The organism is Tistrella bauzanensis (assembly GCF_014636235.1).
Lineage (GTDB): Bacteria > Pseudomonadota > Alphaproteobacteria > Tistrellales > Tistrellaceae > Tistrella > Tistrella bauzanensis.
In genome coordinates this window covers 18,514-41,162 of the sequence record NZ_BMDZ01000044.1, presented here as the reverse complement: position 1 = coordinate 41,162, position 22,649 = coordinate 18,514, and the positions used below count along the sequence as shown (strand labels likewise).

The following is a 22,649-nucleotide window of genomic DNA, read 5'->3' as shown; positions in this document are numbered from 1 at the left end:
GCAGATCGTGCGCGCCTCGCCGCTTGCGGGCGCGTCTTGCGCGGGCGCGCGCCGCTGATGCTGGCGCTGTTTCTGGCCGCCGCGGCGGCGGCCGGCTGCGCGCCGCTCAGCATCGGTCGCGGCCCTGAGCGCCATGACGTCCAGATCGAGCCCGAGCCTCTGCCGGCCGTGGCCTATGGCGATGCCGCCGGCGTTCTGCCGCCGGCATCGCTGCGCCATCGCCATCGCTCGCCCGAGGCGGCATCGGTCGCCTGGCAGGAGGCGCGGCTGGTGCTGGCCGAGCCCACCAGCCCGGCCGCGATATCGGCCGCCGCCGGGATCGAGCCAGTTGCGGCGCGGCTTCAGGTGGCGGATGGCACGGTGTTGCCCATGTGGCACTGGCGGCCACCCGCCGGCACGCCCACCCGTGCCGTGGTGATCGCCCTGCATGGCTTCAACGATTATCGCCGGGCCTTCGCCCTGCCGGCGCCGGTCTGGGCCACGGCTGGGATCGAGACCTATGCCTATGACCAGCGCGGCTTCGGTCAGGCGCCGCGTGCGGGTATCTGGCCCGGCACCGATGCGCTGGTCCACGATCTGGAAGATGCCACGCGGGTCATCGCGGCCCGCCATCCCGGGCTGCCGCTGATCTGGATGGGCGAAAGCATGGGCGGGGCTGTGGTCATCGCCGCCAATGCCCGTGTCGCAGATCAACTGCCGCCCGAGGCACGCCCCGCAGGTCTGGTGCTGGTGGCGCCCGCCGTCTGGGGCTGGTCGACCTTGGAGCCGTATCAACGCTGGATGCTGTGGTCGACCGCCCATGTCGCGCCGTGGCTGCCATTGGATGGCGGCGGGCTGGACATCCGGCCGTCGGACAATCTGGCGATGCTCTATGCGCTGGGCCGCGACCCGCTGGTGCTGAAAACCACCCGCGCCGATGCGATCTATGGTCTGGTCGATCTGATGGAACAGGCAACCAGCGCCGCCGATCATATCGACAGGCCGGTTCTGGCCTTGTATGGCCGCAACGAACAGGTTCTGCCGCGGCGGGCGGTGCTGAATTTCCGCGAGCGTCTGACCGCGGGCGGCGGCACGGCCGTGCAGATCCACACCTATCCCCAAGGCTGGCACATGCTGTTGCGCGACCTGAACGCGCCGGTGGTCTGGGCCGATGTCGGGCGCTGGGTGGTGCGGCACGGCGACTAGCTGTCGAGCGCCGCCGCCACCCGCCGGCGCAGTTCCGGCACCACGATCGTGTCGAACCATGGTCGCTGGCTCAACCAGCGGCGGTTGCGGGGCGACGGGTGGGGCAGGGGCATGATCACGGCCGGCAGTCGCGCCCAGGCGGCGATCACCTCCGACAAGGGCCGCCGGGCCATCTCGGCGCCCAGCAGCGGGCGGGCATAGGCACCCACGGCATAGGCGCCGGCCAGCACCATCAGTCGCAGGTCGGGCAGATGCGGCAGCAGGCGCGGATGCCATGCCGGGGCGCATTCGGGGCGGGGCGGCAGATCGCCGCCGGCGCCACGGCCCGGATAGCAGAATCCCATCGGAATGATCGCCACGCGATCCGCATCGTAGAACACGGCACGGTCGATCCCCATCCAGTCGCGCAGCCGGTCGCCGCTGGGGTCGTTCCAGGGGATGCCGGTTTCATGAACGCGGGTACCGGGGGCCTGGCCGACGACCAGGATGCGCGCGGTGGCATGGGCGCGCAGCACCGGCCGCGGCCCACGCGGCAGTGCGGGCGCGCACAGCGTGCAGGCGCGTGCTGCCGCGACGGCATCGTCGAGTGCGGCGGCGGTATCGGCCGTGGCTGGCTGCGGGGCGCGCATCGCGCCACACAGCCGGTCCATGATCTGAGAGGGCAGGGTCGCGGTCAAAGGGTTGTCGTGGTCAACGGGCTGCGATCACGGCGTTGCGGCCGCGCGTTTACTTCTGGGCCGACAGGTAGGCGATGATGTCGGCGCGGTCCTCGGCTTTTGCAAGCCCTGCGAAACTCATCCGGTTGCCCTTCAGGAACTTGGCCGGGGCCGTCAGATAGGCATCGAGGTTTTCGGGCGTCCAGACGATGCCGCTGTCTTTCATGACGTTGGAATATTTGAAACTTTCGGTCTCTCCGGCGCCGCGGCCGACCACGCCGTGCAGATTGGGGCCGACCCGGTTGGGGCCGCCGGCGTCGATGGTGTGGCAGGCCTTGCACCGGGCGAAGATCTTCTCGCCCTTGGCGGCGTCGCCATCGGCCAGGGCCGGGCCGGCGGCCAGTGCTGCGAGTGTGGCGGCGGTCAATGCGGCGGCCCGCACTCTGGTGACGGAATGGCGGGTGATGTGCCGGGGATGGAACATGACTGTTGTCCTCACGTCTTTCGGCGGGACATTCGGTGCCCGCGCGGTTTATGGCGGCGACTCGGCGGACGATCCGGCTGCCCCGACCGGCCCGTCCGGGCGCTCCGGTCAATCTAGCGCAGATGATGCGGGGGGCTGGTGCGTCCTGTCGCCGCATTGCCTGACGGTTCTCCGCTCCCCCGGTTTCCCGCCCGCTTGCCGGTATCCGCGTCGTGCGTGGCGCCCGACGCGGTGATGTCGTACACTGCAAGTGTTCGCTCCGCAACGGGACGCTACGCAGCCCGGACGTCTGTCAAGACGAACAGGTCATGGATCATGACAGAGTGCGAATGAGAGCGGACCTGGGAGGTCGTCGATGTCGAAATTGAGCGAGGAAGACATTCGCCGTCTCTTGGCCGAACCGACGGCTGAGCGGCGCGAAGACGTGGCCCGCAAGGTCGCCGCCGTTCATGCCGGGGGTGAAATGACCGATGCCGAGCGCCGGCTTGCCGAGGATATTTTCCGGCTGATGCTGCGCGACGCGGAGGTGCGGGTTCGCGCAGCACTGTCGGAGGCGTTGAAGGACAATCCCGGCGTGCCGCATGACGTGGCGCATGCGCTGGCCCGCGACGTGGTGCCGGTGGCGACGCCGATCCTTGAATTCTCGGAAGCGCTGACCGATGACGATCTGATGGAGATCGTGCGTGCCCAGCCTGGTGCCGCCCAGCAGGCCGTGGCGCGGCGGCGCGAGATTTCGGCCGAACTGAGCCAGACCATCGTGGCGCACGGTGTGGAAGAGGCCGTGGAGACCGTGGTGAACAACCCCGGGGCGGACCTTCCCGAAACGGCACTGATGACCGCGATCGACCGCTTTCCTGCCAACGAGACGGTGCAGGAAGGGGTTATCTCGCGACCGGTCCTGCCGGTGAAGGTCAGCGAGCGGCTGGTCTCGGTTGTGTCCGACCGGTTGCGCAGCCAGCTTGTCCGGCGCAGCGACGTGCCGGCCGACATGGCGCTGGGACTGGCTCTGGCGGGGCGGGAGCGTGCGGTCATCGGCCTGATCGACCCGTCGGGCACCGACGATCCGGACGCGCTGGTCGATGTGCTGTACGCGGCACGCCGGCTGACGCCGACCATTCTGTTCCGGGCGCTGTGCATCGGCGATCGCGGCTTCTTCGATCGCGGCATCTCGCGGCTGGCCGGCGTGACGCTGGTCAATGCCCAGCGCCTGATCGAGGATCCGGGCCGCAAGGGGCTGATGCGGCTGCTCGATGCCGCCCGCATACCGCCGCCGCTGGCGAATGCGATGATGGCGGCCATCGACGTTGCCCGTGAAATGCAGTATGATGGTCGCCCGGGTGACCGGCTCAGATACCGCTCCACGTTGATCGAGCGGGTTCTGACCCAGGTCGAAGGGATCGACAGCGACAATCTGGATTATCTGATCAGCCGTCTTGCCACCGATGATCGGGCGGCCTGAGCGGATGAGACGCCCCCCGCGTCCTTTTGGTTCCCCCGCAATGGTTCGGTTCATGTGGTGATGTGGGCGCGACAGGCATAGTATCGCGCTGTCTCCCCGTATGGACCGCCCTTCCGTGACCATGTGCGGCGGGCTGATGACAGAGGTGGTGTGAGCGACGGTATGGGCGAAACAACGTCCGTGAGCGAGACAGGCGGCCCGGACATCTGGCGCCCGGAGCCGCTTCAGTCAGAGATGGCCGGCCCGACCGGGCAGCCTGGCCAGATGCTGCCGGTGGCGGATGGCGTGTCGCCCGACGTCCGGCGTCTGGAACCGGGCCAGACATTCGTGATGATCTGGCAGCGGCCATCCGCGGCCACCGGCGCCTCGCCGGTGCCGTCCGCGCATCTGACCGATGAGCCGCACCGGCTGATGGGGCTGGACGAACTGGCATGCCGGTTGACGCCGGTCGCGGCCGATGATCTGGAGGCTGTGCTGCTGCGCGCCCTGACCACCGGCGCCCCACGCAGCTGGACGGCGGGCAATCTGGTCGTCGCCCTGGGGGCACGCGCGGTCTCGGGCTCGGGCGGCATCACCATGCGCGGCATCGCCATCACGCTCGATCAGGCGGCCTCAACCGGTGACGATGCCGCCGCCATGCGGCCCGCCATCCAGGCCGAGGCGCCGGTGGGGCTGGCCGTGGAGGCGGCCGAGGTGGGGCTGCTGGTCACGGATCCGGATGGACGGGTGCGGATCGCCAATGCCCGGGCTGTGGCGCTGATCGCGGATGGCGATGGTACCCTGTCGCTGGAGGCGTTCCTGTCGCGGCTGGGGATGGCAGGTGCGCGGGTGACGGCGCTTCTGGACGAGATGCGGCGCGGACTGCGCGACCGTTTGTCGGTGGAATGCCAGATCGGCGCCGCGGGCGATGGCCGCTGGCTGCGCCTGGCGGCGGTGGCCGACCGGCACACAGACCATGCCCTGGACCGTGTGGCCTGGACTCTGGTCGATATTTCGGACCAGCGGCGCGAGACTCAGGCGGCGGAACGCAGCCATCGGGTGCTGGACGAGGCGCTGGATGCGATGTCGGCGGGCCTGGTGCTGTTCGATGCCGAAGACCGGCTGGTGTTCTGCAACAGCCGGTATCGCGAGTTTTATGGCGTGCCGATGCATCTGACCCGTCCGGGCACCGCCTTTGTCGCCATGCTGCGCGAGGAGATCGATTCCGGGCGCATCGATGTGGGGCTGACCGAGCGTGAGGCCTGGATCGCCGAGCGGGTCCGCAAGCATCGCAATCCGACCGGCATCCTCGATCAGCGGAATGTCGACGGCCGCTGGCTGCAGATCCGCGAGCGGTTGATGACCGGCGGGCTGGTTGTGGGCGTGCATGTCGATGCCACCGCGATCAAGGTCAAGGAACGGCAGCTGGAAGAAAACCTGCATGAGTTGCAGGACACCCGCGAACGGCTGGAGGAACAAACCGCGCGGCTGGTGGAACTGGCCGAGGGGATGAGCCTGGCGCGTGATGCCGCATTGGCGGCCGCGCGCAGCAAGGCCGAATTCCTGGCCAATATGAGCCACGAACTGCGCACACCGCTCAACGCCATTCTGGGCTTCTCGGAGATGCTGCAATCCGGCCTGTTCGGACCGCTGAGTGCCAAGCAGGAGGAATATGTCGCCGATATCCGCCAGTCGGGCCAGCATCTTCTGTCGCTGATCAACGACATCCTGGACCTGTCGAAGGCCGAGGCCGGCAAGCTGGCGGTCGAGAATGCCGAGGTGCCGATCCGCTTCCTGCTGGAGCGCAGCCGCCGGATGGTGGCCGAGCGTGCGCGTCGCGGCGGGCTGGATCTGGTGGTCGACCTGCCGGAACCGCTGCGCAACGCCGAGATTCGCGCCGATGAACGCAAGCTGACCCAGGTTCTGCTGAACCTGCTGTCGAACGCAGTCAAGTTCACCGATCCGGGGGGGCGTGTGGAACTGGGCGTGCGCCACCACCATGGAACCGACGGCGCTGGCGGCACGATCGAGATCTATGTCGCCGATACCGGCATCGGCATCGCGGCCGAAGACATTCAACGGGTCTTCCAGCCGTTCGAGCAGATCGACAGTTCACTGTCGCGACGTTATGAGGGCACCGGCCTTGGCATGTCGCTGGTGAAGGCGATGGTCGACCTGCATGACGGCGAGGTGCTGCTTGAAAGCCAGCCGAGCCAGGGCACGACCGTGCGGGTTCTGCTGCCCGACAGCCGGCTGATCCCTGATGCCGGCGCGGATGACGACGAGGCCGACGACATCATCGAGCGCTTGCAGATCATCCGTCGAGACAATATCTAGAGTTGATCTGTGGTTGATGGAACCCCGGTCGGCCGGGTGTGGTGTGGGGTCGCCATCGACCTGCCGCAACTGCCCTTGCCCTGTTCGGAATGGTCCTGCCCCCGATGTTGCTTCGTGCCCGCTTCACCCTGATCGCGTGTTTCGCCATGGCCGTCGGGCTGATGGTGACTGTGCCGGTTCTGGCGCAGATTCCGCCCGACCGGTCGCGCGAGCCGGCCCCCTCCGCCCCCGTCAGTCCCGCCGCCCCTATCAGCCCCTCTGCACCTGGTGCCACGCCGCCGGCCGATGGCACCCTGACGCCGGAAGCACCGCCGCCCCTGCCGCCCAACACGGTTGTCCGGTTGCTGTCGGACGGGCGTCCGATCATGATCGGACCGGCGCGCTATGCCACCGAGTTCCGGATGCAGGCGACGCTGATGATGCCCGACGGGTCACGCCGGCGGCTGGAAGACGGCTTGCATCGCATGGATGACGGCACCCAGTTCCGTGTGCGTCGCGGCCTGATCGTGGATGGGCGGTGAGCGATGAACGACCCGGCCCACCCTGATTTCGACGAGCATTTCCGGGACGGCTTCGAAACCCTGCTGCGCTGGCGCCGGGATGTCCGCCAGTTCCTGACCGATCCGCTGCCCGACGATCTGGTCGAGCATCTGCTGGATCTGGCCTGCCTTGCGCCATCGGTGGGCAATTCGCAGCCCTGGCGGTTCGTGAGGGTCGACCGGCCGGAAACCCGTGCGGCCGTGCGCGCGGAAGTGCTGCGCGCCAATGCCGATGCGGCCGGCGCGCAGGACGACCAGCGCCGTGCCGCCTATCAGGCGCTGAAGCTGGAAGGGCTGGACCGCGCGCCGGTGCAGATTGCGGTGTTCGCCGTCGACGACCCCGACCAGGGCCACGGGCTGGGCCGGCGGACAATGCCCGAGACGGTGGCCTATTCGGCGGTGCTGGCGATCCACACCCTGTGGCTTGCGGCGCGTGCCTATGACATCGGAGTGGGCTGGGTGTCGATACTGGACCCGGCACCGGTGGTGGCGCTGCTGGATGTGCCCGATGACTGGCGGTTCATCGGCTATCTGTGCATCGGCCGCCCGGCCGAGTTGCACGAGGTGCCCGAGCTTGAACGCCGGGGCTGGCAGGATCGCCAGTCCGATTGCCGCCAAGTGCTGCGGCGCTGATCCGCGTCGCCCGATCTGTGGGAGCCCGGATACCGCATGACCAGTTTTCTCCCGGATACCAGTCTCGATGACCTGACGCCCGATCTGCCGATCGTGGTGCTGACCGGTGCCGGCATCTCGAAGGAAAGCGGGCTCGATACCTTCCGCGATCCCGATGGCGTCTGGCGCCGCCACAGCCTTGAGGATCTGGCGACGCCAGAAGGCTTCGCCCGCAACCCGGCGCTGGTGCAGGATTTCTATAACCGGCGTCGGGCCCAGTTGCCGGCCGTTCATCCCAATCCGGCGCATCAGGCGCTGGCGCGGCTGGAAGCTGCATGGCCGGGCGGCGTGCTGGTGGTGACCCAGAATGTCGATGACCTGCACGAGCGTGCCGGCAGCCGTAACCTGATCCATATGCATGGCGAATTGACCAAGGCCCGCTGCCTGAGCTGCGAGACCGTGGTCAGCCATGCCGATGCCCTGCATGACGCCACTGTCTGCGGCGCCTGCGACAGCCGCGGGCGGATGCGGCCGCACATCGTCTGGTTTGGCGAAATGCCGTTCGAGATGGAGCGGATCTGGGGCGCGCTTGCCGAATGCGGGCTGTTCGTCTCGGTCGGCACCTCCGGCACTGTTTATCCGGCGGCCGGTTTCGTCGCCGATATCCGCCATCGCGGCATGGCCCATACGGTGGAGCTGAACCTTGAGCCGTCGGATGGCGCCAGCCTGTTTGCCGAGGGCCGTTACGGGCCGGCAAGCCTGGTGGTGCCGGCCTTTGTCGACGAACTGCTGGGCCGGCTCTGATCCAGCGGGCGCTGCATGGCGACGCGGGGCGATAACGGGTCCAGCCGCAGCGCTTCCGCCGCCCGGATGGCGGCGAGCCCGGGTCCGATGTCGTCGGGGGCGATCACCCGGAAGCCCAGGCGCCGATAGAACGGCCCGTTCCAGGGCACGTCGCGGAAGGTGGTCAGGGTCAGCCGGTCATGGCCGGCCGCAGCCGCGCGGGCGGCCACGGCGGCAATAAGACCGCGGCCGATACCCCGGCGCCCGAAGGCGGGGGCGACATCCAGTTCCGCCAGATGGGCGTGACCGTCGACGATCGTCGTCAGCGCGAAGCCGAGGGGTCGGTCGTCCTTATCGGTGGCCACCAGCAACCGGTGCTGGCGGGCAGCGATCGCCAGCACCGCCGGGTCGCTGGTCGTGGCGCCAAGCGCGATGCCGATATCAGCGAAAAGGCCCGCCGCCGCGTCCTCGATGGCGGCAAGTGCCGGTGCGTCATCGGGGCGGCCCGGCCGGATACTGATGGCGTCGGGCGTCATTCCGCCCAGGTGCGGCTGGTGCGGAACACGTCGTGATACAGAAAGATGCGGTTGTTGTTGGTATCGGCCACGAACACCACGCCGTCGTCATCCACCGCCACGCCGGCCGGTTCCGACAGTGGCCGGCACAGGTCGTCGAAGCAGTCATAGGGCGGATCGTCCAGGCTCGACACGGCGCCGGTCTCGGGGTCGACCACCCGGATGGCGTCGTTATAGGCGTCGGCGACCAGGATGTTGCCGGCCATGTCGAAGCACAGCCCCAGCGGGTGCTGGAAGCGCGCGGTCTCCCGCGGGCCGTCGATATGGCCATAGTCGAACAGGCCTTCGCCGACCAGTGTGCTGACCATGCCGGTGCCGAGATCCAGCCGCCGCAGGCTGGAGGTTTCGCTGTCGATGAACCACAGCATATTGTCGCGCAAGGCCAGCCCCGACGGCTGTGCCAGGGCGGCTGTGTCGGCCGGCCCGTCGATCAGGGCTTCCACGCCGCTGCCGGCCAGCCGCGCCACGGTGCCTGCCTCGATGTCGAAGACCAGCAGCTGATGGGTTCCGGCATTGGCGATGAAGACGCGGCCATCCTGATAGTCCAGATCCCAGGGGCTGGCCAGACTGGCGTCGGCCGCCGTCACCGGCCCGTCGAGCACCGGCCCGCGCCGGCCGGTTCCGGCGAGCGTGGTCACCGCACCGGTTGCGATGTCGATGCGGCGCAGGGCATGGTTCCAGGTATCGGCGACATAGATCGCGCCGGGGGCGGCGATCAGCCCTTGCGGGCGATTGAAGGCGGCGCTGTCGGCCGGGCCGTCGATCAATCCGGGGGTGCCGCTGCCGATCCGGCGGATTTCGTTGCCGGCATTGTCGAACAGCGCGATCTGATGATGGCCGGCATCGGCGATCGCCCAGCCGGCGGACCCCCGGCCATGGCGGAATTCCTTGAGCTTGGCCGGGTGGCGCAGCATCGAGCGCGCGGGCTCCGCGATGCTTGTGCCGATCGCGGCCGGTTGCAACTGGCCCGCATCGCCCGCTTCACTCAGCATCCGGTCGATCAGCGTCACCAGCTTGTCGAGCGCCGGTTCGCCGGCCGATCCGCCGAGCCAGGCGCCATCGGGGCTGATGAAGCCCAATGTCGGCCAGGCCTTGATCGCATACGCCTGCCACATCCGCATGGCCGGATCGTGGATCACCGGATGGGTGATGCCATAGCGGGCGATGGCGGCCTCGACCTTGGCCGGGTCGCGTTCGGCGGCGAATTTCGGGCTGTGGACGCCGATCACCGCCACCCTGTCGGGATAGCGGCGCTCGATCTCGGCCAGGGTCGGCAGCACATGCATGCAGTTGATGCAGCACAGGGTCCAGAAATCGAGGATCACCAGCCGGCCGCGAAGGCTTGCCAGCGTCGGCGGCGGACCGTCGATGTTGAACCAGGTGATGCCGTCGGTCGGGAACTGCGGGGCATGTACCGCCATAGGGTCTTCCTCCTGTGGTCGCCCTCTTGCCGGGGCCGCTGGTCGCCCGACTGTGCGTGCCGTGCGTTCGGGTGTCAATTTGAAACGTATGGTTGCGCGCGCGGCGTTGGGCGGGAATGCCGCATCGCACCCTCCGCGCAGGGCGGGCATGGCGGTTTTTCAAGGGGCATCCGGCGCCGCAACCGGCTCTTCTCAAGCCCGGTTGACGTGCTATTGTCCGCGAATGTCTTCGCGGTCCGCTCGCGTTTTCCGAGAGTGGACGCCGCGTGTACCGTGAGAGACAGAGAGGTCCACGATACCGGGACCGGGCCGCGCTACCACACCCCCGCGCGGTGCCCGGGCAGGACGCATGAAGAAGAGGATCGGGAAGATGAGCCTGACGGGCAAGGTTGCGATCGTCACCGGCGGCGGCTCGGGCTTCGGCGAGGGCATCGCCAAGCTGTTCGCCGAAAAGGGTGCCAGGGTCGTGGTCGCTGACATCAATGATGACGGTGGCAAGCGGGTGACGGCCGAGATCAAGGCCACCGGCGCCGAGGCGGTTTATATCCATGCCGATGTCGCGACCGATGCCGGCACTGCGGGCATGATCAAGGCGGCGACCGATGCCTTCGGGCGCCTGGACGTGCTGGTCAACAATGCCGGCTATACTCACAACCGCGGCCCGATGACCGATGTCGACGAGGCGACCTTCGACAAGGTGTTCGACGTCAACGTCAAGAGCCTGTTCTGGGCCGCGAAGCACGCGGTGCCGGTGTTCCGCGCCCAGAAGGGCGGCGTGATGGTCAACATCGCCTCCACCGCCGCCGTGCGGCCGCGCCCGGGCCTGGTCTGGTACAATGGCAGCAAGGGTGCCGCCGTCGTGATCACCAAGACCATGGCCGTGGAACTGGCGCCCGACAATATCCGGGTCTGTGCTGTCAACCCGGTGATGGGTCCGACCGGCCTGACCAGCGCCTTCCTGGGCCAGCCCGATACCCCTGAGGCGCGGGCCAAGATCGTCGAGACCATCCCGCTCGGCCGGCTGTCGTCGGCGCGCGACGTCGCCGAGGCAACGGCCTTCCTCGCCTCGGATGCCGCGTCGTTCCTGACCGGCGTGTGCATGGAGGTTGATGGCGGCCGCTGCATCTGATCGGCCGGCGTCCTCTCTTTGCCTTGCATCGGGGGTCGGGAGCGCGCGACCATGTGTCACCCGCTTCCGGCCCCCGATCACGATCGGCCGGCCATACGCACGTGCCCCAACGAGGAGGTCATCCCATGCAGACGCGTCCGCTCGGCCAGTCCGGCCTCGATATCGTGCCGCTCGTCTTCGGCGGCAATGTCTTCGGGTGGACCGTCGACGAGGCCACCTCGTTCGCCCTGCTCGATGCGCTGGTCGATGCCGGCATCAACGCGATCGACACGGCCGACGTCTATTCGGTCTGGGTCGACGGCCATACGGGCGGCGAGTCCGAGACCATCATCGGCAAATGGCTGGCGGCCAATCCGGCCAAGCGCGACAAGGTGCTGATCCTGACCAAGGTCGGCGCGCCGATGCGGCCCGACGACAAGGGCCTGAAAGCCGGGCGCATCGAACGCTGCGTCGAGGCGTCGCTCCGCCGTCTTCAGACCGACCGGATCGATCTTTATCAGGCCCATTATCCGGATGCCGGCACCCCTCAGGACGAGACGCTCGAAGCCTTCAACCGGCTGGTGACGGCGGGGAAGGTGCGGGCGATCGGCGCGTCGAACTTCAATCCGGCGCAGCTTGCCGAGGCACTCGACATCTCGACCGCCGGCGGCCTTGCCCGCTATGAGGCCCTGCAGCCGGAATATAATCTTTATGACCGGAGTGGCTTCGAGGGAGAGCTGCGCGACCTGTGCATCGCGCGCGGACTGGGTGTCATCCCCTATTTCAGCCTGGCATCGGGCTTTCTCTCGGGCAAATACCGCAGCGAGGCCGATCTGTCGCAGAGCCAGCGCGGCAGCGGGGTCGGGAAATATCTGAACCCGCGCGGCTTCGCGATCCTGGCGGCACTCGACAATGTCGCTGCCGCCCATGACGCCAGTCCCGCCGAAGTGGCGCTGGCCTGGATGATCGCCAGCCCCGGTGTCACGGCGCCGATCGCCAGCGCCACCAGCCTTGGCCAGCTTGCTGGGCTGGTGCGGTCGCTGGACCTTGTGCTGACGCCTGAGGAGATGACCGCCCTCGACGCGGCGGGTGCCTGAGCGGCTATGACCGCGCTGAAGAGCCATCGACGCTGACAGTCCGATGTGGCCCGATGATGCCGGCAGCGGATGAAAGCCGCACCACCCGGTCACAGGCCGCGATCGCCGTGTCGCGATGGGCGGCCATCAGCACCGCCGGTGGCGGGTGCAGGCCCTTCAGCACATCGAGCACACGGGCTTCGCTGGCGGCATCGAGCGCCGATGTCGCCTCGTCGATCAACAGCCAGCGCGGCCGGCGCAGAACCGCCCGAACCAGGGCCAGGCGCTGGCGCTCGCCCGGTGACAGCACCCGGTCCCAGTCATGGGCCGGGCCGTCGAGAGCGGCGATCAGCCGGCCCAACCCCACCGCGTCCAGCAATTGCGCCATCTCGGCCGCCGTGCCGGGCAGGTCGGTTGCGGGATAGCGCAGCGCCTCGGCCAGCGGTAGCATCGGCAGATAGGGCCGCTGGGTGATCACCACCGGTGGCCAGCCGCCGGACGGATGGATGATCCGGCCCCGATGATGGGGCCAGGCGCCGGCGATGGCGGCGATCAGCAGGCTTTTGCCGGTGCCGGACGCGCCGGTCAGTGCCACCCGCTCGCCCGGCGCCAGAACCAGATCCACCGGCAGGGTCAGCGGCCGGCCATCCGGCGCCGTCACGACGACGCCGTCGAGCACCAGCCTGTCGGCGGCGGCGCGGCGGCCGGCCGGATGCGGGCAATGGCGGGGCGTGCGATCGGCCAGGGCGCGGTCGAAGGCTTCCAGCCGGGTCAGGACCGCGCTGAGTTCGGCAAGCTTGGGATAGGCGAAGACCAGGGTGGCGAAACTGGCCACGACGGTCGAGAAGGCGCCCCGTGCCTGCATCATCCCGCCCAGGTCGAGTTGTCCGGCCAGATAGGCGGGGGCTGTCACGAACATGGAGATGTTCAGCACGGTATAGCTGAACGGGGTCTGGAACAGGGCATAGATCCGGTGGCGGCGGGCCAGATCGACGGCATTGCGCCGGACATCGGCGAAGCGGCGGGCAGCGAGCCCGGCCTCGCGCCGGCCCCCGCCGAGCAGGGCGACCTCGATCGCCACATCGCGCAGCCGTGCCAGCCCGAAGCGGAAATCCGCCTCGCGATGCTGCTGGGTCGCCGACAGCCCGGCGAGCGGCCGGCCCAGCTTGTGGGCGACCAGGTTGGCGATACCTGCATAGAGAAGGGCCGCGATCACCATGTAACCGGGCAGGTCCAGCGACCCGCCCCCCGGCAGGGGCAGGGCGAGCGTGCCTGACAGCGACCAGAGCACGCCGATATACAGGCCGAGTTCGACCAGATCGAGCAGCACGCGCAGGCTGAGATCGACGGTGAGGTCGGCCAGAAGGCGCGCATCCTCGGCGACGCGCTGATCCGGATTATCGATGGTCCCCCGGCTTTCGATGCGCCACAGCCGGCCGCGACCCAGCCAGCGATCGAGCAGCCGCCCGGTCAGCCAGGTCCGCCAGTCGATGACCACCATGCGCTCCAGATAGGCGCGCTGGACCGACACCCCGACCAGCAGCGCCAGCAGCCAGACCCAGTCGAGCGTTGCCCAGGCGACCGCCGCGGCATCGCGGCGTTCCAGCGCGCCGAAGAAGGTCTGGTTCCAGGCATTGCGCTCGAACCCGATCCAGACCGCGCCGATGGCGAGACCGAAGGCGAGGGCGAATTTGATCGCGGCACCCCGACCTTCCCGGGCGAGGAAGAAGGGCAGGGCAAGACGCAGGAAGCAGCGCAGGCGCCCGCCGGGTCGGCGGGCGCCGCGCAACCGGCCGCCCGACGGGCGGCCGGGACCGGTGGTGACGGTCATCTGGGGTCAGAAGGTCAGCGTGGCGCCGAGCGAGAACGACCGGCCCGGCTGGACCTGCGCCTCGATCGGGTTGGTGTTGGCGACGGCGGTGGTCGACGGCGTCGCATCATAGGCGACGGCCGAGGTTGGGAAGTAGCGTTTGTCGAAGATGTTGTCGATGCCGAGGCGCAGGGTGACCCAGTGCATGGGCTGCCATGCGGCGGCGAAGTCGAACACGCCATAGCCGGCGGGCTTGTAGGAGGCGTCACTTTCAGTGCGGGTCACGCCGCGCTGGAAGGTGCCATAGAGACTGGCCCGAAGACCCATATCCTGATCGTCATAGTGCAGGCCCAGCGTGCTGCCGAGCGGAATGGCGCCGTTGAAGGCGGTGGTGTCTGCGCCGGGTGAGGCGACCTGTTCGCCACGCTGGGCCGACAATGCGCCGCTGACGCTCCAGGCCTCGTCGAGATACAATTCGCCGCTGGCCTCAAGGCCCCAGACCTTGACCGTGCTGAGGTTGTCATAGGTGATGTCGCCATTCGACAGCATCACGAAGGACTGGATGAAGTCGGTATAATCGGCATAGAAACCGCCGACCGAGAAATTGCCGTCCCGGAAGCGACCGCGCAGGCCGGCTTCGTAGTTCTTGACCGATTCCGGCTGTAGATCCGGATTCGGCACCAGATTGAAGAAGGTGCTGGGCAGCGAGGTGTAAAGCTGCTGTGCTGTCGGCATCTTGAAGCCTTCGGCATACTGGCCATAGACCGAGAAGTTGCGGTCGAGGTCATAGACCGCGCCCAGCTTCCAGGTGGGTTCGGTCTTGGTGATCTTGCGCGGCTCGGCGCCATCCACCGGCTTGTAGTCGGCGTTGGGATCGGGATCGATGGAATAATGCGCAAGGCGCATGGCCGGCGTCACCCGCAGCCGGCCATCCATGAACCCGATCTCGTCCTGGATATAGGCATCGGCGCGGATGGTTGTCGCATTGGCGAAGTTGAAGCCGCCGGCACGGGCGACGGTGGTGGTGCCGGTGGTGTGATTGACGGTGGTATCGACGCGCTCATACTCGCTTGTCGTATAGTCGCCGTCGAACCCCCAGGTCAGGCGATGGCTGATGCCGGCGGTGTCGAAGCCGCCATCGAACTGCACGTCGAATTCGGTGAAGGCTTCTTCATATTCCAGCAGATCGTAGCGGGTTTCGGTGGTGCCGTTGGCGAGGATGCGGTCGCGGGCGCCTTCGCGCTTGCTCTTCTGCGGCGAATGCGAAAGCTGCCAGCGGATCTGGTCGATCGGCCCGAATTCCACCGTCCAGTCATGTTCAAGCGCGATGCGCTGGCGGCTGAGGGTCTGGGTCCGGTCGTAATTGGTCACCGCGTTGCCGCTGGTGTCGAGACCGTAATCATAGCGCTGGTCGACCTCGGTCTTGCGCTCGAAGGACTCCAGCGTCAGGCCGATGCGATGATCGTTGCCGGGGGTCCAGACCAGCTTGCCGAGTGCGTTGTCGGAGCGGATATCGGCGCTGTCGAGCTGGCCGCAGGGAGTGGCGCCGACATTGCGATAGCAGTCCCACACCCCGCCGGCGGCCAGCGATCCGCGGGCATTGCGGTTTTCCGGCTCGTGCCCCACCCGGCGGCCCAGCGAGATCGAGGCGGCGATATCGCCATAGCGCAGCGCCGCCGCACCGACCCCGCCGGTGGACCTGTCCAGGGTCGAATGAGTGGTGTCGAGGCGGAAGGCGGTGTCGCGGCCCGATTGCGCCAGATAATCCTCGGGGTCCATGGTCTCGAAGGCGACCACGCCGCCCAGCGCGTCGCTGCCCCACAGCGCCGAGGCGGGGCCGCGCTGGATCTCCACGCGCTTCATATGGGTGAGTTCCACCACGTCGCGGGTGCCGTCGGTGATCCGCTCCAGCGTCCGGCTGCCATCGACCAGGGTCAGGATGCGATTGCCCGAAACGCCCCGGATGGTGAAGCCGGTCCGGTCGGCGAACGGATTGGTGCCGCTGGTTTGCCGGTCGACCTGGATGCCGGGCAGATGCCGGACCAGTTCGCCGATGTCGTCGACCATGCGCAGGTCGAGTTCCTCGCGCCCGATGACCGTGACATTGGCCGGAATCTCGTCGACGGCGCGCGCGCCACGGGTGGCGATGACCGAGATGGCGGGCAGGGCCTCAGCCGCGCCGCCGGCGGCCTCGTCCTCGCGCTCTTCCCGGCCGTCGACGCTGACGGCGTCACCCAGGGGTGCCGACATGGCGGCCCCTGGTGCTGCCATGCACAATGCCACCAGACCATGGCCCAGCCTGTTTGCCAGCTGTCGTCTTTTCATGTGACCGATCCCTTCGATGCTCAGGGACTCGTCTCTCGTTTAATTGCGAATGATTCTTATTATCAAGTGAGCGGCACCATACGCCCGCAGGCAATGTAAGCCAAGCGTGAAGGCGCGCGGCCCCGATCATGGAGCCGGAATCAGCCAAAATCCGGCCGCCTGCCGGAACTCATCGCCGCCGGTCTCGTTGTAGGGGGCAAGGAGCGCCACACAAAACACCTCCCCATTGCAACAGGTGGCGTCTCTCAGTTCCACAGACCGGAGGATCTCCCCCATGCGTATGACGCTTCCGACCCTCGTCGCGGCCCTGATGATCGGCGGCTCGTCGCTCGCCATGGCGCAGAGCGGTTCCGCCAGCGGGCAGTCCGGGACGGCAACGATGAATTCGTCCGGCGGCACCACCGGTGGTGCCGTCACCAATCCGACCAGCCCCACCACCACGCCCGGCGTGGGCACCGGCACCGGGTCGGCCGCGGCTGGCGCCGTGGGCGGCACCTCGGGTACTCACACCACCCAGGGCAAGATCGCGAGCATCAGCGGCTCGACCATCACTCTGGATGATGGCTCGACCTATGTGATCGGCGATCCGCAGCTTACCGAGGCGCAGTCGGGTGACACGGTCACGATCACTTATCACGAGGAAAACGGCATGAAGCGTGCCACCTCGATTCAGCATGGCGTGACCGACAGCGTCGAAGGCACGGGTGCCGACGGCAACGATATCGGCACGGGTGGCACCGGCGGTGGCGGCCAGCTTGGTGCGCAGCCCCGCGCCAAGGGTAGCTGACCCTGGCGCAACCCTCTCCGGCCCGATCTGCCCTCGGGCCGGACATGACGACGGCGGAGCGCCCGGCGGGTGCTTCGCCGTCGTCATGTCCGGCCACAGTGTCGGTGCCGTTACCGCCGGCGCCCGGCCGGCCTTATCACCAAACGAGGAGATATCGACATGCTGCGTTTCCTGGGCTGGACCGGGCTGATCATTTTTCTGATCGGCCTGCTTGTGGTTCTGGGCCTGTTGAAGCTGATCTTTTAAGCCGTGCGCATCTGCCTGCACCGCCTGGGCCGAACCGTGCCGTGACCCGCTCGCCATCATGACGCTATGATACCCTTCGGCCGCAGCGCCTCCGGATGAAGGGGCGCGCCGGAGCAGGGAGGAGTGACCGGTGATGGAACTGACCTTCGACGACAAGCTGGCGGTGCTGCGCATCGATGACGGCAAGGCGAACGCCATGGGGCCGGCGTTTTTCGACGCGCTGGACCATGCGATGAACCAGGCCGAAGCCGAAGGCGCGCGCGCCCTGGTGCTGGCGGGGCGCGACGGCATGTTCTCAGGGGGGCTCGACCTGAAGCTGCTGCCCACGCTGTCGAAGGAGGGGTTCACAGGGTTTCTGGGCCAGTTCTCGCGCAGCGTGCTGCGGCTGCATGGGCTGCCGATCCCGACCGTCGCGGCCCTGACCGGACATGCGATCGCCGGCGGCGCGATCCTGGCCTATGCCTGCGACAAGCGCTTCATGGCCGCCGGTCCCTACAAATTGCAATTGAACGAAACGGCGCTCGGCATGGCAATGCCGGCCTGGATGATCCAGGTGGCGCGCAGCGTGGTGCCGCGGCATCTGGAGGCGCAGGCGCTGTTGCATGCGCGCGCCTTCTCGCCGGAAGCGGCTTTGGGCGAGAACCTGATCGACGGTATCGAGATCGATGCCGGACGCACGCTGTCCCGCGCCATCGGTGCCGCCCGTGCGCTGGGTGAACTGTCGATGCCCGCCTATGCCCAGACCAAGCGGCGGCTGCGCGGTCCGGCGATCGCGGCGGCGCTGGCCGGCCTCGATCACGATCTGGCGACGCTGGGCTAGGCGGATGATCCGCCGTGGATGGTGCAATGGCGATGCTGCAATGCGGTTCGCAATTCCAGATCGACCCGGTTTTGCTGTATATGTCTCGCGAAGTCCCTGTTCGTGGCTGCTTGTTGCGGCAGATCGCCCCGACGACGCTGCCGGGGCCCGATCGATAAGGAACCAGACGCCGGACCGCCGTTGACCCATTGATACCCTCTCCGACCTGCCGCGCCGGCCTTGCGCCGCGGGATCAGGAGATGCCGGATCGGAAGATTGCCGTGGTGAACTCTGTGCAGACGATCAACCCCCTTGCAACCATCAGCCCGCTGGCCGCCGATTTCGACGCGCCCTCCCGCGCGGCCTGGATGGCCTTGGTCGAGAAGACGCTGAAAGGCGCACCGTTCGAGAAGAAGCTGCGCTGGAAAACGCGCGAAGGGTTGAGCGTCGAGCCGCTCTACACCCCGGAAGATGGCATTGCGGCCCACAGCCTGCCGCGCATGATTTCGGCCGATCCCGACCGGCCGTGGGATCTGCGCACCATCATCCGTCATCCCGACCCGCAGGCGGCCAATGCCCAGGTTCTGGACGACCTGGAAAACGGCGCGGCGTCGGTGCTGCTCCGGCTCGACCCCACGGGCCGGAACGGGATCGCCGTGGCCTCGGTCGACGATCTGGCGGCGGTGCTGGAGGGGGTGCTGATCGATCTGGCGCCCATCGGGCTCGATGCGGGTTTCCTTGGCGTCCAGGCCGCCGACTGGCTGGCGGCGCTGGCGAAGCCGATGCCCGGCGCGCCGCGCGCGCCGCTGGCCTTCAACATGGACCCGGTATCGGCCTTTGCCCGCGCGGGCGAGGCGCCGGGGCCGATTGGTGACCATATCGCGGCCGCGGCCACGGCCGCCAAGCGCCATGCCGGCAGCTTCTATGAGGCCCGGATGATGCTGGCCTCGGGCCAGGTCGTGCACGAGGCCGGTGGCGGCGAGGCCCAGGAACTGGGCTTCATGGCGGCAAGTGCCGTGCAGTATGTCCGGGCGCTGGTCGATGCCGGTTTTGCTCTGGACGATGCCTTCGGCCGGGTCACGCTGGGCCTTGCTGTCGACGGCGAGTATTTCACCGCGCTGGCCAAGCTTCGTGCGGCACGGGCCATCTGGTCGCGGATCATCGGTGCCGCCGGTTCCACCGTGCAGGCGCGGGTCGAGGCGCGATCGTCTGCCCGCATGCTGGCCAGGGTCGACCCGTGGGTGAACCTGCTGCGCTTGACAGCGGCAGGCTTTGCCGGCGCGGTCGGCGGTGCCGATATCATCATCCTCAGCCCGTTCACCGATGCGCTGGGTCATCCCGGCATGCTGGCACGGCGGCAGGCGCGCAACACGCAACTGGTGCTGATGGAGGAAAGCCATCTGGGCCGGGTCGCCGATCCGGCGGCCGGTGCCTGGGCGCTGGAAGCCCTGACCGACAGCTTCGCCCGCGCCGGCTGGGCCGCCTTCCAGGCGATCGAGGCCGAAGGCGGCGTGATCGCGGCGTTGGAAGCCGGGCTGGTTCAGGACAAGGTGGCGGAGACCCGGGCGACACTGAACGCGGCCGTGGCGAAGCGCGCCATCGGCCTGATCGGCGTGTCCGAATTCCCCAATCTCGCCGACGTGCCGCCGACACTGGACCCGGTCGATCCGGGCGCCTTTGCCCGCCCGGCACTGGATGTGACCTTGCCCGGGGCCATATCGACCTGTGCGCCACTGGCCCAGATGCGTCTGGCGGAGCCGTTCGAGGCCCTGCGTGAGCGCGCGGCCGGGTTGGAGGCGACGGCGCTGCTGGTCACCCTTGGCACGGCGGCGGATTTCACCGCGCGGGTCGGCTTTGCCCGCAACCTGCTTGCCGCCGGCGGCATCGCCGCCGACATTCAGGCAGCGGACACGGTGGAGGCCGGCGGCGCGCGGCTGGCGGTGATCTGCTCGTCTGATGCCCGTTATGACGAGGCGGCGGTCGAGACCGCCCTGGCGCTGAAGGCCGCGGGCGCGGCCCATGTCTGGCTGGCGGGGCGACCCGGCGCGCTGGAAGGCGCGCTGACCGCGGCTGGTGTCGAGCATTTCCTTGCCGCCGGCAGCGATGCGCTGGCCGTGCTGGAACGGGCCCATGCGGCCTTCACCCCCGATGCGACGGAGGCCTGATCCGATGGCAGACAACTCCATGGCAAAGACGCCTGCGGCGAAGGCAATGACGTCTGCGGCGAGCGGGCTGCCCGATTTCTCCGCGCTCGATTTCGACGCGGTCACCCCGGCGGAAATGCCGGCGGCGGCGGTCGCGGCGGCGGTCGATCCCTGGATCACGCCCGAAGGCATCGAGGTGAAGCCCGCCTATGATGCCGGGGACGTGGCCGGCATCGATTTCGCGGGCACCTATCCGGGCGTGGCGCCCTATGTGCGCGGCCCTTACCCTACGATGTACGCCACCAATCCGTGGACCATCCGCCAGTATGCGGGTTTCTCGACCGCGGAGGATTCGAACGCCTTCTATCGCCGCAATCTCGCGGCCGGTCAGAAGGGCCTGTCGGTGGCCTTCGATCTGGCGACCCATCGCGGCTATGACAGCGATCATCCGCGGGTGAAGGGCGATGTCGGCATGGCCGGCGTCGCGATCGACTCGATCTATGACATGCGCACCCTGTTCAGCGGCATCCCGCTGGACCAGATGAGCGTGTCGATGACCATGAACGGCGCGATCCTGCCGGTGATGGCGCTGTATATCGTGGCCGCCGAGGAACAGGGCGTGCCGCATGACAAGCTGACCGGCACTGTCCAGAACGACATTCTCAAAGAATTCATGGTGCGGAACACCTATATCTATCCGCCCGAGCCGTCGATGAGGATCATCTCGGACATCTTCGCCTATACCGCCCGTGAGATGCCGCGTTTCAACTCGATCTCGATTTCCGGCTATCACATGCAGGAGGCTGGCGCCTCGGCCGATCTGGAACTGGCCTATACGCTGGCCGACGGCATCGAATACATCCGCGCCGGCGTGGCCGCCGGCATGGATGTCGACCGCTTCGCGCCCCGGCTCAGCTTCTTCTGGGCGATCGGGATGAACTACTTCATGGAAACCGCCAAGATGCGGGCGGCGCGCCTGCTGTGGGCGAAGCTGGTGAAGCAGCATTTCGATCCGAAAGACCCCCGCTCGCTGTCGCTGCGCACCCACAGCCAGACCTCGGGCTGGTCGCTGGCGGCGCAGGACGTGTTCAACAACGTCTCGCGTACCTGCGTCGAGGCGATGGCGGCGGCCGGTGGCCAGACCCAGAGCCTGCACACCAATTCGCTGGATGAGGCGATCGCGCTGCCGACCGATTTTTCGGCCCGGATCGCCCGCAACACCCAGTTGTTCCTTCAGACCGAAAGCGGTTTGACCAGGCTGATCGATGCCTGGGGCGGCAGCCATTATGTCGAGCGGTTGACCCATGATCTGGCCCGGCGCGCGCTGGCCCATATCGAGGAGGTCGAGGCGCTGGGCGGCATGACCAAGGCGATCGAGGCCGGCGTGCCGAAGCTGCGGATCGAGGAAGCCGCCGCCCGCACCCAGGCGCGGATCGACAGTGGCCGGCAGAGCGTGGTGGGCGTGAACCGCTATCGGCCCGACGAGGCCGACGATATCCCGGTGCTGAAGGTCGACAATGACGGCGTGCGCCGCCAGCAGCTTGAAAAGCTGGCGCGGCTGAAGGCCGAACGCAGCCAGGACGAGGTCGACGCGAAGCTGGCGGCGCTGGAAGCCGGCGCCCGTGGTGACGGCAACCTGCTGGAGCTGGCGGTCGATGCCGCCCGTGCCAAGGCGACCGTCGGCGAGATTTCCTTCGCGCTGGAAAAGGTCTTCGGGCGCCACAGCGCCCAGATCCGGTCGAACAAGGGCATCTATCTGCGCGAGGTGGGCGACGGCAACCCGATGGTGGAGCGGGCGCGCGAGATGATCCGCGCCTTCAAGGATACCGATGGCCGGCCGCCGCGCATCCTGCTGGCCAAGATGGGCCAGGATGGTCATGACCGTGGCCAGAAGGTGATCGCGACGGCGTTCTCGGATCTGGGCTTCGATGTCGAGATCGGGCCGCTGTTCCAGACCCCGGCCGAAGCCGCCAGGGCCGCGGCCGAGGCGGGCGTTCATGTGGTGGGTGCAAGCTCGCTGGCCGCCGGCCATCTGACGCTGGTGCCGGAATTGCGGGCCGAACTGGACGCGCAGGAAAAATCCAACGTGATGATCGTGGTCGGTGGCGTTATTCCCAATCAGGACATCCAGGCCCTGCTGGATGCCGGCGCCGCGGCCGTGTTCCCCCCCGGCACGGTGATCGCCGAGGCGGCCATCAACCTGATCGACAAGTTGAACCAGCAGCTTGGTTATACCCAGCCGCGACCGGCGGACTCTGCCTTCGCCGATTGATCGGGAGGGCTGCCTACGATCGCCGCTTGTCGCGGATGCAGGCCCGTGTATT

Annotated in this window: 19 protein-coding genes; 13 read left to right on the top strand and 6 right to left on the bottom strand. The window is 67.9% G+C overall.

All coding sequences use genetic code 11. The features are described 5' to 3' along the window. Positions 1–57: 57 nt before the first annotated feature. The gene (locus tag IEW15_RS16995; RefSeq protein ID WP_188580040.1) at positions 58–1,185 is read left to right on the top strand and encodes a serine aminopeptidase domain-containing protein; all 1,128 of its coding nucleotides are present in this window, start codon (positions 58–60) and stop codon (positions 1,183–1,185) included. Here IEW15_RS16995 and IEW15_RS16990 read toward each other — a convergent pair. Next, entirely contained in the window at positions 1,182–1,814 is a 633-nt protein-coding gene (locus IEW15_RS16990; protein ID WP_229708202.1) for a uracil-DNA glycosylase family protein, read from the bottom strand. The genes IEW15_RS16995 and IEW15_RS16990 overlap by 4 nt on opposite strands. 97 nt (positions 1,815–1,911) lie before the next feature. Continuing rightward, a complete protein-coding gene (locus IEW15_RS16985; RefSeq protein ID WP_188580038.1) occupies positions 1,912–2,325 on the bottom strand; it encodes a c-type cytochrome in 414 nt (137 codons plus the stop codon). A 355-nt stretch (positions 2,326–2,680) separates the two neighbouring features. On the opposite strand from IEW15_RS16985, the gene IEW15_RS16980 reads away from it, so the two are divergent. The 5 genes from IEW15_RS16980 (at position 2,681) to IEW15_RS16960 (ending at position 8,055) form a co-directional block, all read left to right on the top strand. Then, positions 2,681–3,784 carry a DUF2336 domain-containing protein gene (locus tag IEW15_RS16980; protein ID WP_188580036.1) on the top strand — a complete coding sequence of 368 codons (1,104 nt, stop codon included), beginning with the start codon at positions 2,681–2,683 and terminating at the stop codon, positions 3,782–3,784. Between the two features lie 180 nt (positions 3,785–3,964). Beyond that, positions 3,965–6,100 carry a sensor histidine kinase gene (locus IEW15_RS16975; protein WP_229708197.1) on the top strand — a complete coding sequence of 712 codons (2,136 nt, stop codon included), beginning with the start codon at positions 3,965–3,967 and terminating at the stop codon, positions 6,098–6,100. Positions 6,101–6,204: 104 nt separating this feature from the next. Next, positions 6,205–6,621 (top strand): hypothetical protein, encoded by a 417-nt coding sequence (locus tag IEW15_RS16970; protein WP_229708196.1) that lies wholly within the window; start codon positions 6,205–6,207, stop codon positions 6,619–6,621. A 3-nt stretch (positions 6,622–6,624) separates the two neighbouring features. Continuing rightward, positions 6,625–7,272, top strand: coding sequence for a 5,6-dimethylbenzimidazole synthase (gene bluB / locus IEW15_RS16965; RefSeq protein ID WP_188580034.1), 648 nt, complete (start codon positions 6,625–6,627; stop codon positions 7,270–7,272). A 36-nt stretch (positions 7,273–7,308) separates the two neighbouring features. After that, on the top strand, positions 7,309–8,055 hold the full coding sequence (locus IEW15_RS16960) for an NAD-dependent deacylase (RefSeq protein WP_188580032.1): 747 nt from the start codon (positions 7,309–7,311) through the stop codon (positions 8,053–8,055). On the opposite strand, the gene IEW15_RS16955 is transcribed toward IEW15_RS16960, so the two are convergent. Together IEW15_RS16955 and IEW15_RS16950 are read right to left on the bottom strand one after the other, a co-directional pair. Beyond that, positions 7,995–8,570 carry a GNAT family N-acetyltransferase gene (locus tag IEW15_RS16955; RefSeq protein ID WP_188580030.1) on the bottom strand — a complete coding sequence of 192 codons (576 nt, stop codon included), beginning with the start codon at positions 8,568–8,570 and terminating at the stop codon, positions 7,995–7,997. The genes IEW15_RS16960 and IEW15_RS16955 overlap by 61 nt on opposite strands. Beyond that, positions 8,567–10,030, bottom strand: a complete 1,464-nt coding sequence (locus IEW15_RS16950; protein WP_188580028.1) for a thioredoxin-like domain-containing protein — start codon at positions 10,028–10,030, stop codon at positions 8,567–8,569. The genes IEW15_RS16955 and IEW15_RS16950 overlap by 4 nt, the downstream gene beginning before the upstream one ends. A gap of 370 nt (positions 10,031–10,400) precedes the next feature. On the opposite strand from IEW15_RS16950, the gene IEW15_RS16945 reads away from it, so the two are divergent. Next, a complete protein-coding gene (locus tag IEW15_RS16945; RefSeq protein ID WP_188580026.1) occupies positions 10,401–11,159 on the top strand; it encodes an SDR family oxidoreductase in 759 nt (252 codons plus the stop codon). Positions 11,160–11,284: 125 nt separating this feature from the next. Next, the gene (locus tag IEW15_RS16940; protein WP_188580024.1) at positions 11,285–12,235 is read left to right on the top strand and encodes an aldo/keto reductase; all 951 of its coding nucleotides are present in this window, start codon (positions 11,285–11,287) and stop codon (positions 12,233–12,235) included. A 4-nt stretch (positions 12,236–12,239) separates the two neighbouring features. Here the strand turns inward: IEW15_RS16940 and IEW15_RS16935 are convergent, their stop codons facing one another. Together IEW15_RS16935 and IEW15_RS16930 are read right to left on the bottom strand one after the other, a co-directional pair. Beyond that, positions 12,240–14,045 (bottom strand): ABC transporter ATP-binding protein/permease, encoded by a 1,806-nt coding sequence (locus tag IEW15_RS16935; protein ID WP_188580022.1) that lies wholly within the window; start codon positions 14,043–14,045, stop codon positions 12,240–12,242. Between the two features lie 6 nt (positions 14,046–14,051). Further along, positions 14,052–16,349: a TonB-dependent hemoglobin/transferrin/lactoferrin family receptor gene (locus IEW15_RS16930; RefSeq protein ID WP_188580020.1), complete on the bottom strand. Its 2,298-nt coding sequence runs from the start codon at positions 16,347–16,349 to the stop codon at positions 14,052–14,054. Between the two features lie 274 nt (positions 16,350–16,623). On the opposite strand from IEW15_RS16930, the gene IEW15_RS16925 reads away from it, so the two are divergent. From IEW15_RS16925 to scpA, 5 genes are all read left to right on the top strand, one after another. Continuing rightward, positions 16,624–17,136 (top strand): DUF1344 domain-containing protein, encoded by a 513-nt coding sequence (locus IEW15_RS16925; protein WP_188580018.1) that lies wholly within the window; start codon positions 16,624–16,626, stop codon positions 17,134–17,136. A 159-nt stretch (positions 17,137–17,295) separates the two neighbouring features. Beyond that, positions 17,296–17,382, top strand: coding sequence for a small membrane protein YohP (locus tag IEW15_RS26830; protein ID WP_443742821.1), 87 nt, complete (start codon positions 17,296–17,298; stop codon positions 17,380–17,382). A 133-nt stretch (positions 17,383–17,515) separates the two neighbouring features. Next, positions 17,516–18,202, top strand: coding sequence for an enoyl-CoA hydratase-related protein (locus IEW15_RS16920; protein ID WP_188580016.1), 687 nt, complete (start codon positions 17,516–17,518; stop codon positions 18,200–18,202). Positions 18,203–18,441: 239 nt separating this feature from the next. Beyond that, positions 18,442–20,346: a methylmalonyl-CoA mutase family protein gene (locus tag IEW15_RS16915; RefSeq protein ID WP_188580014.1), complete on the top strand. Its 1,905-nt coding sequence runs from the start codon at positions 18,442–18,444 to the stop codon at positions 20,344–20,346. Between the two features lie 46 nt (positions 20,347–20,392). Continuing rightward, positions 20,393–22,597: a methylmalonyl-CoA mutase gene (gene scpA / locus IEW15_RS16910; protein ID WP_188580062.1), complete on the top strand. Its 2,205-nt coding sequence runs from the start codon at positions 20,393–20,395 to the stop codon at positions 22,595–22,597. The last annotated feature ends 52 nt before the right edge of the window (positions 22,598–22,649 follow it).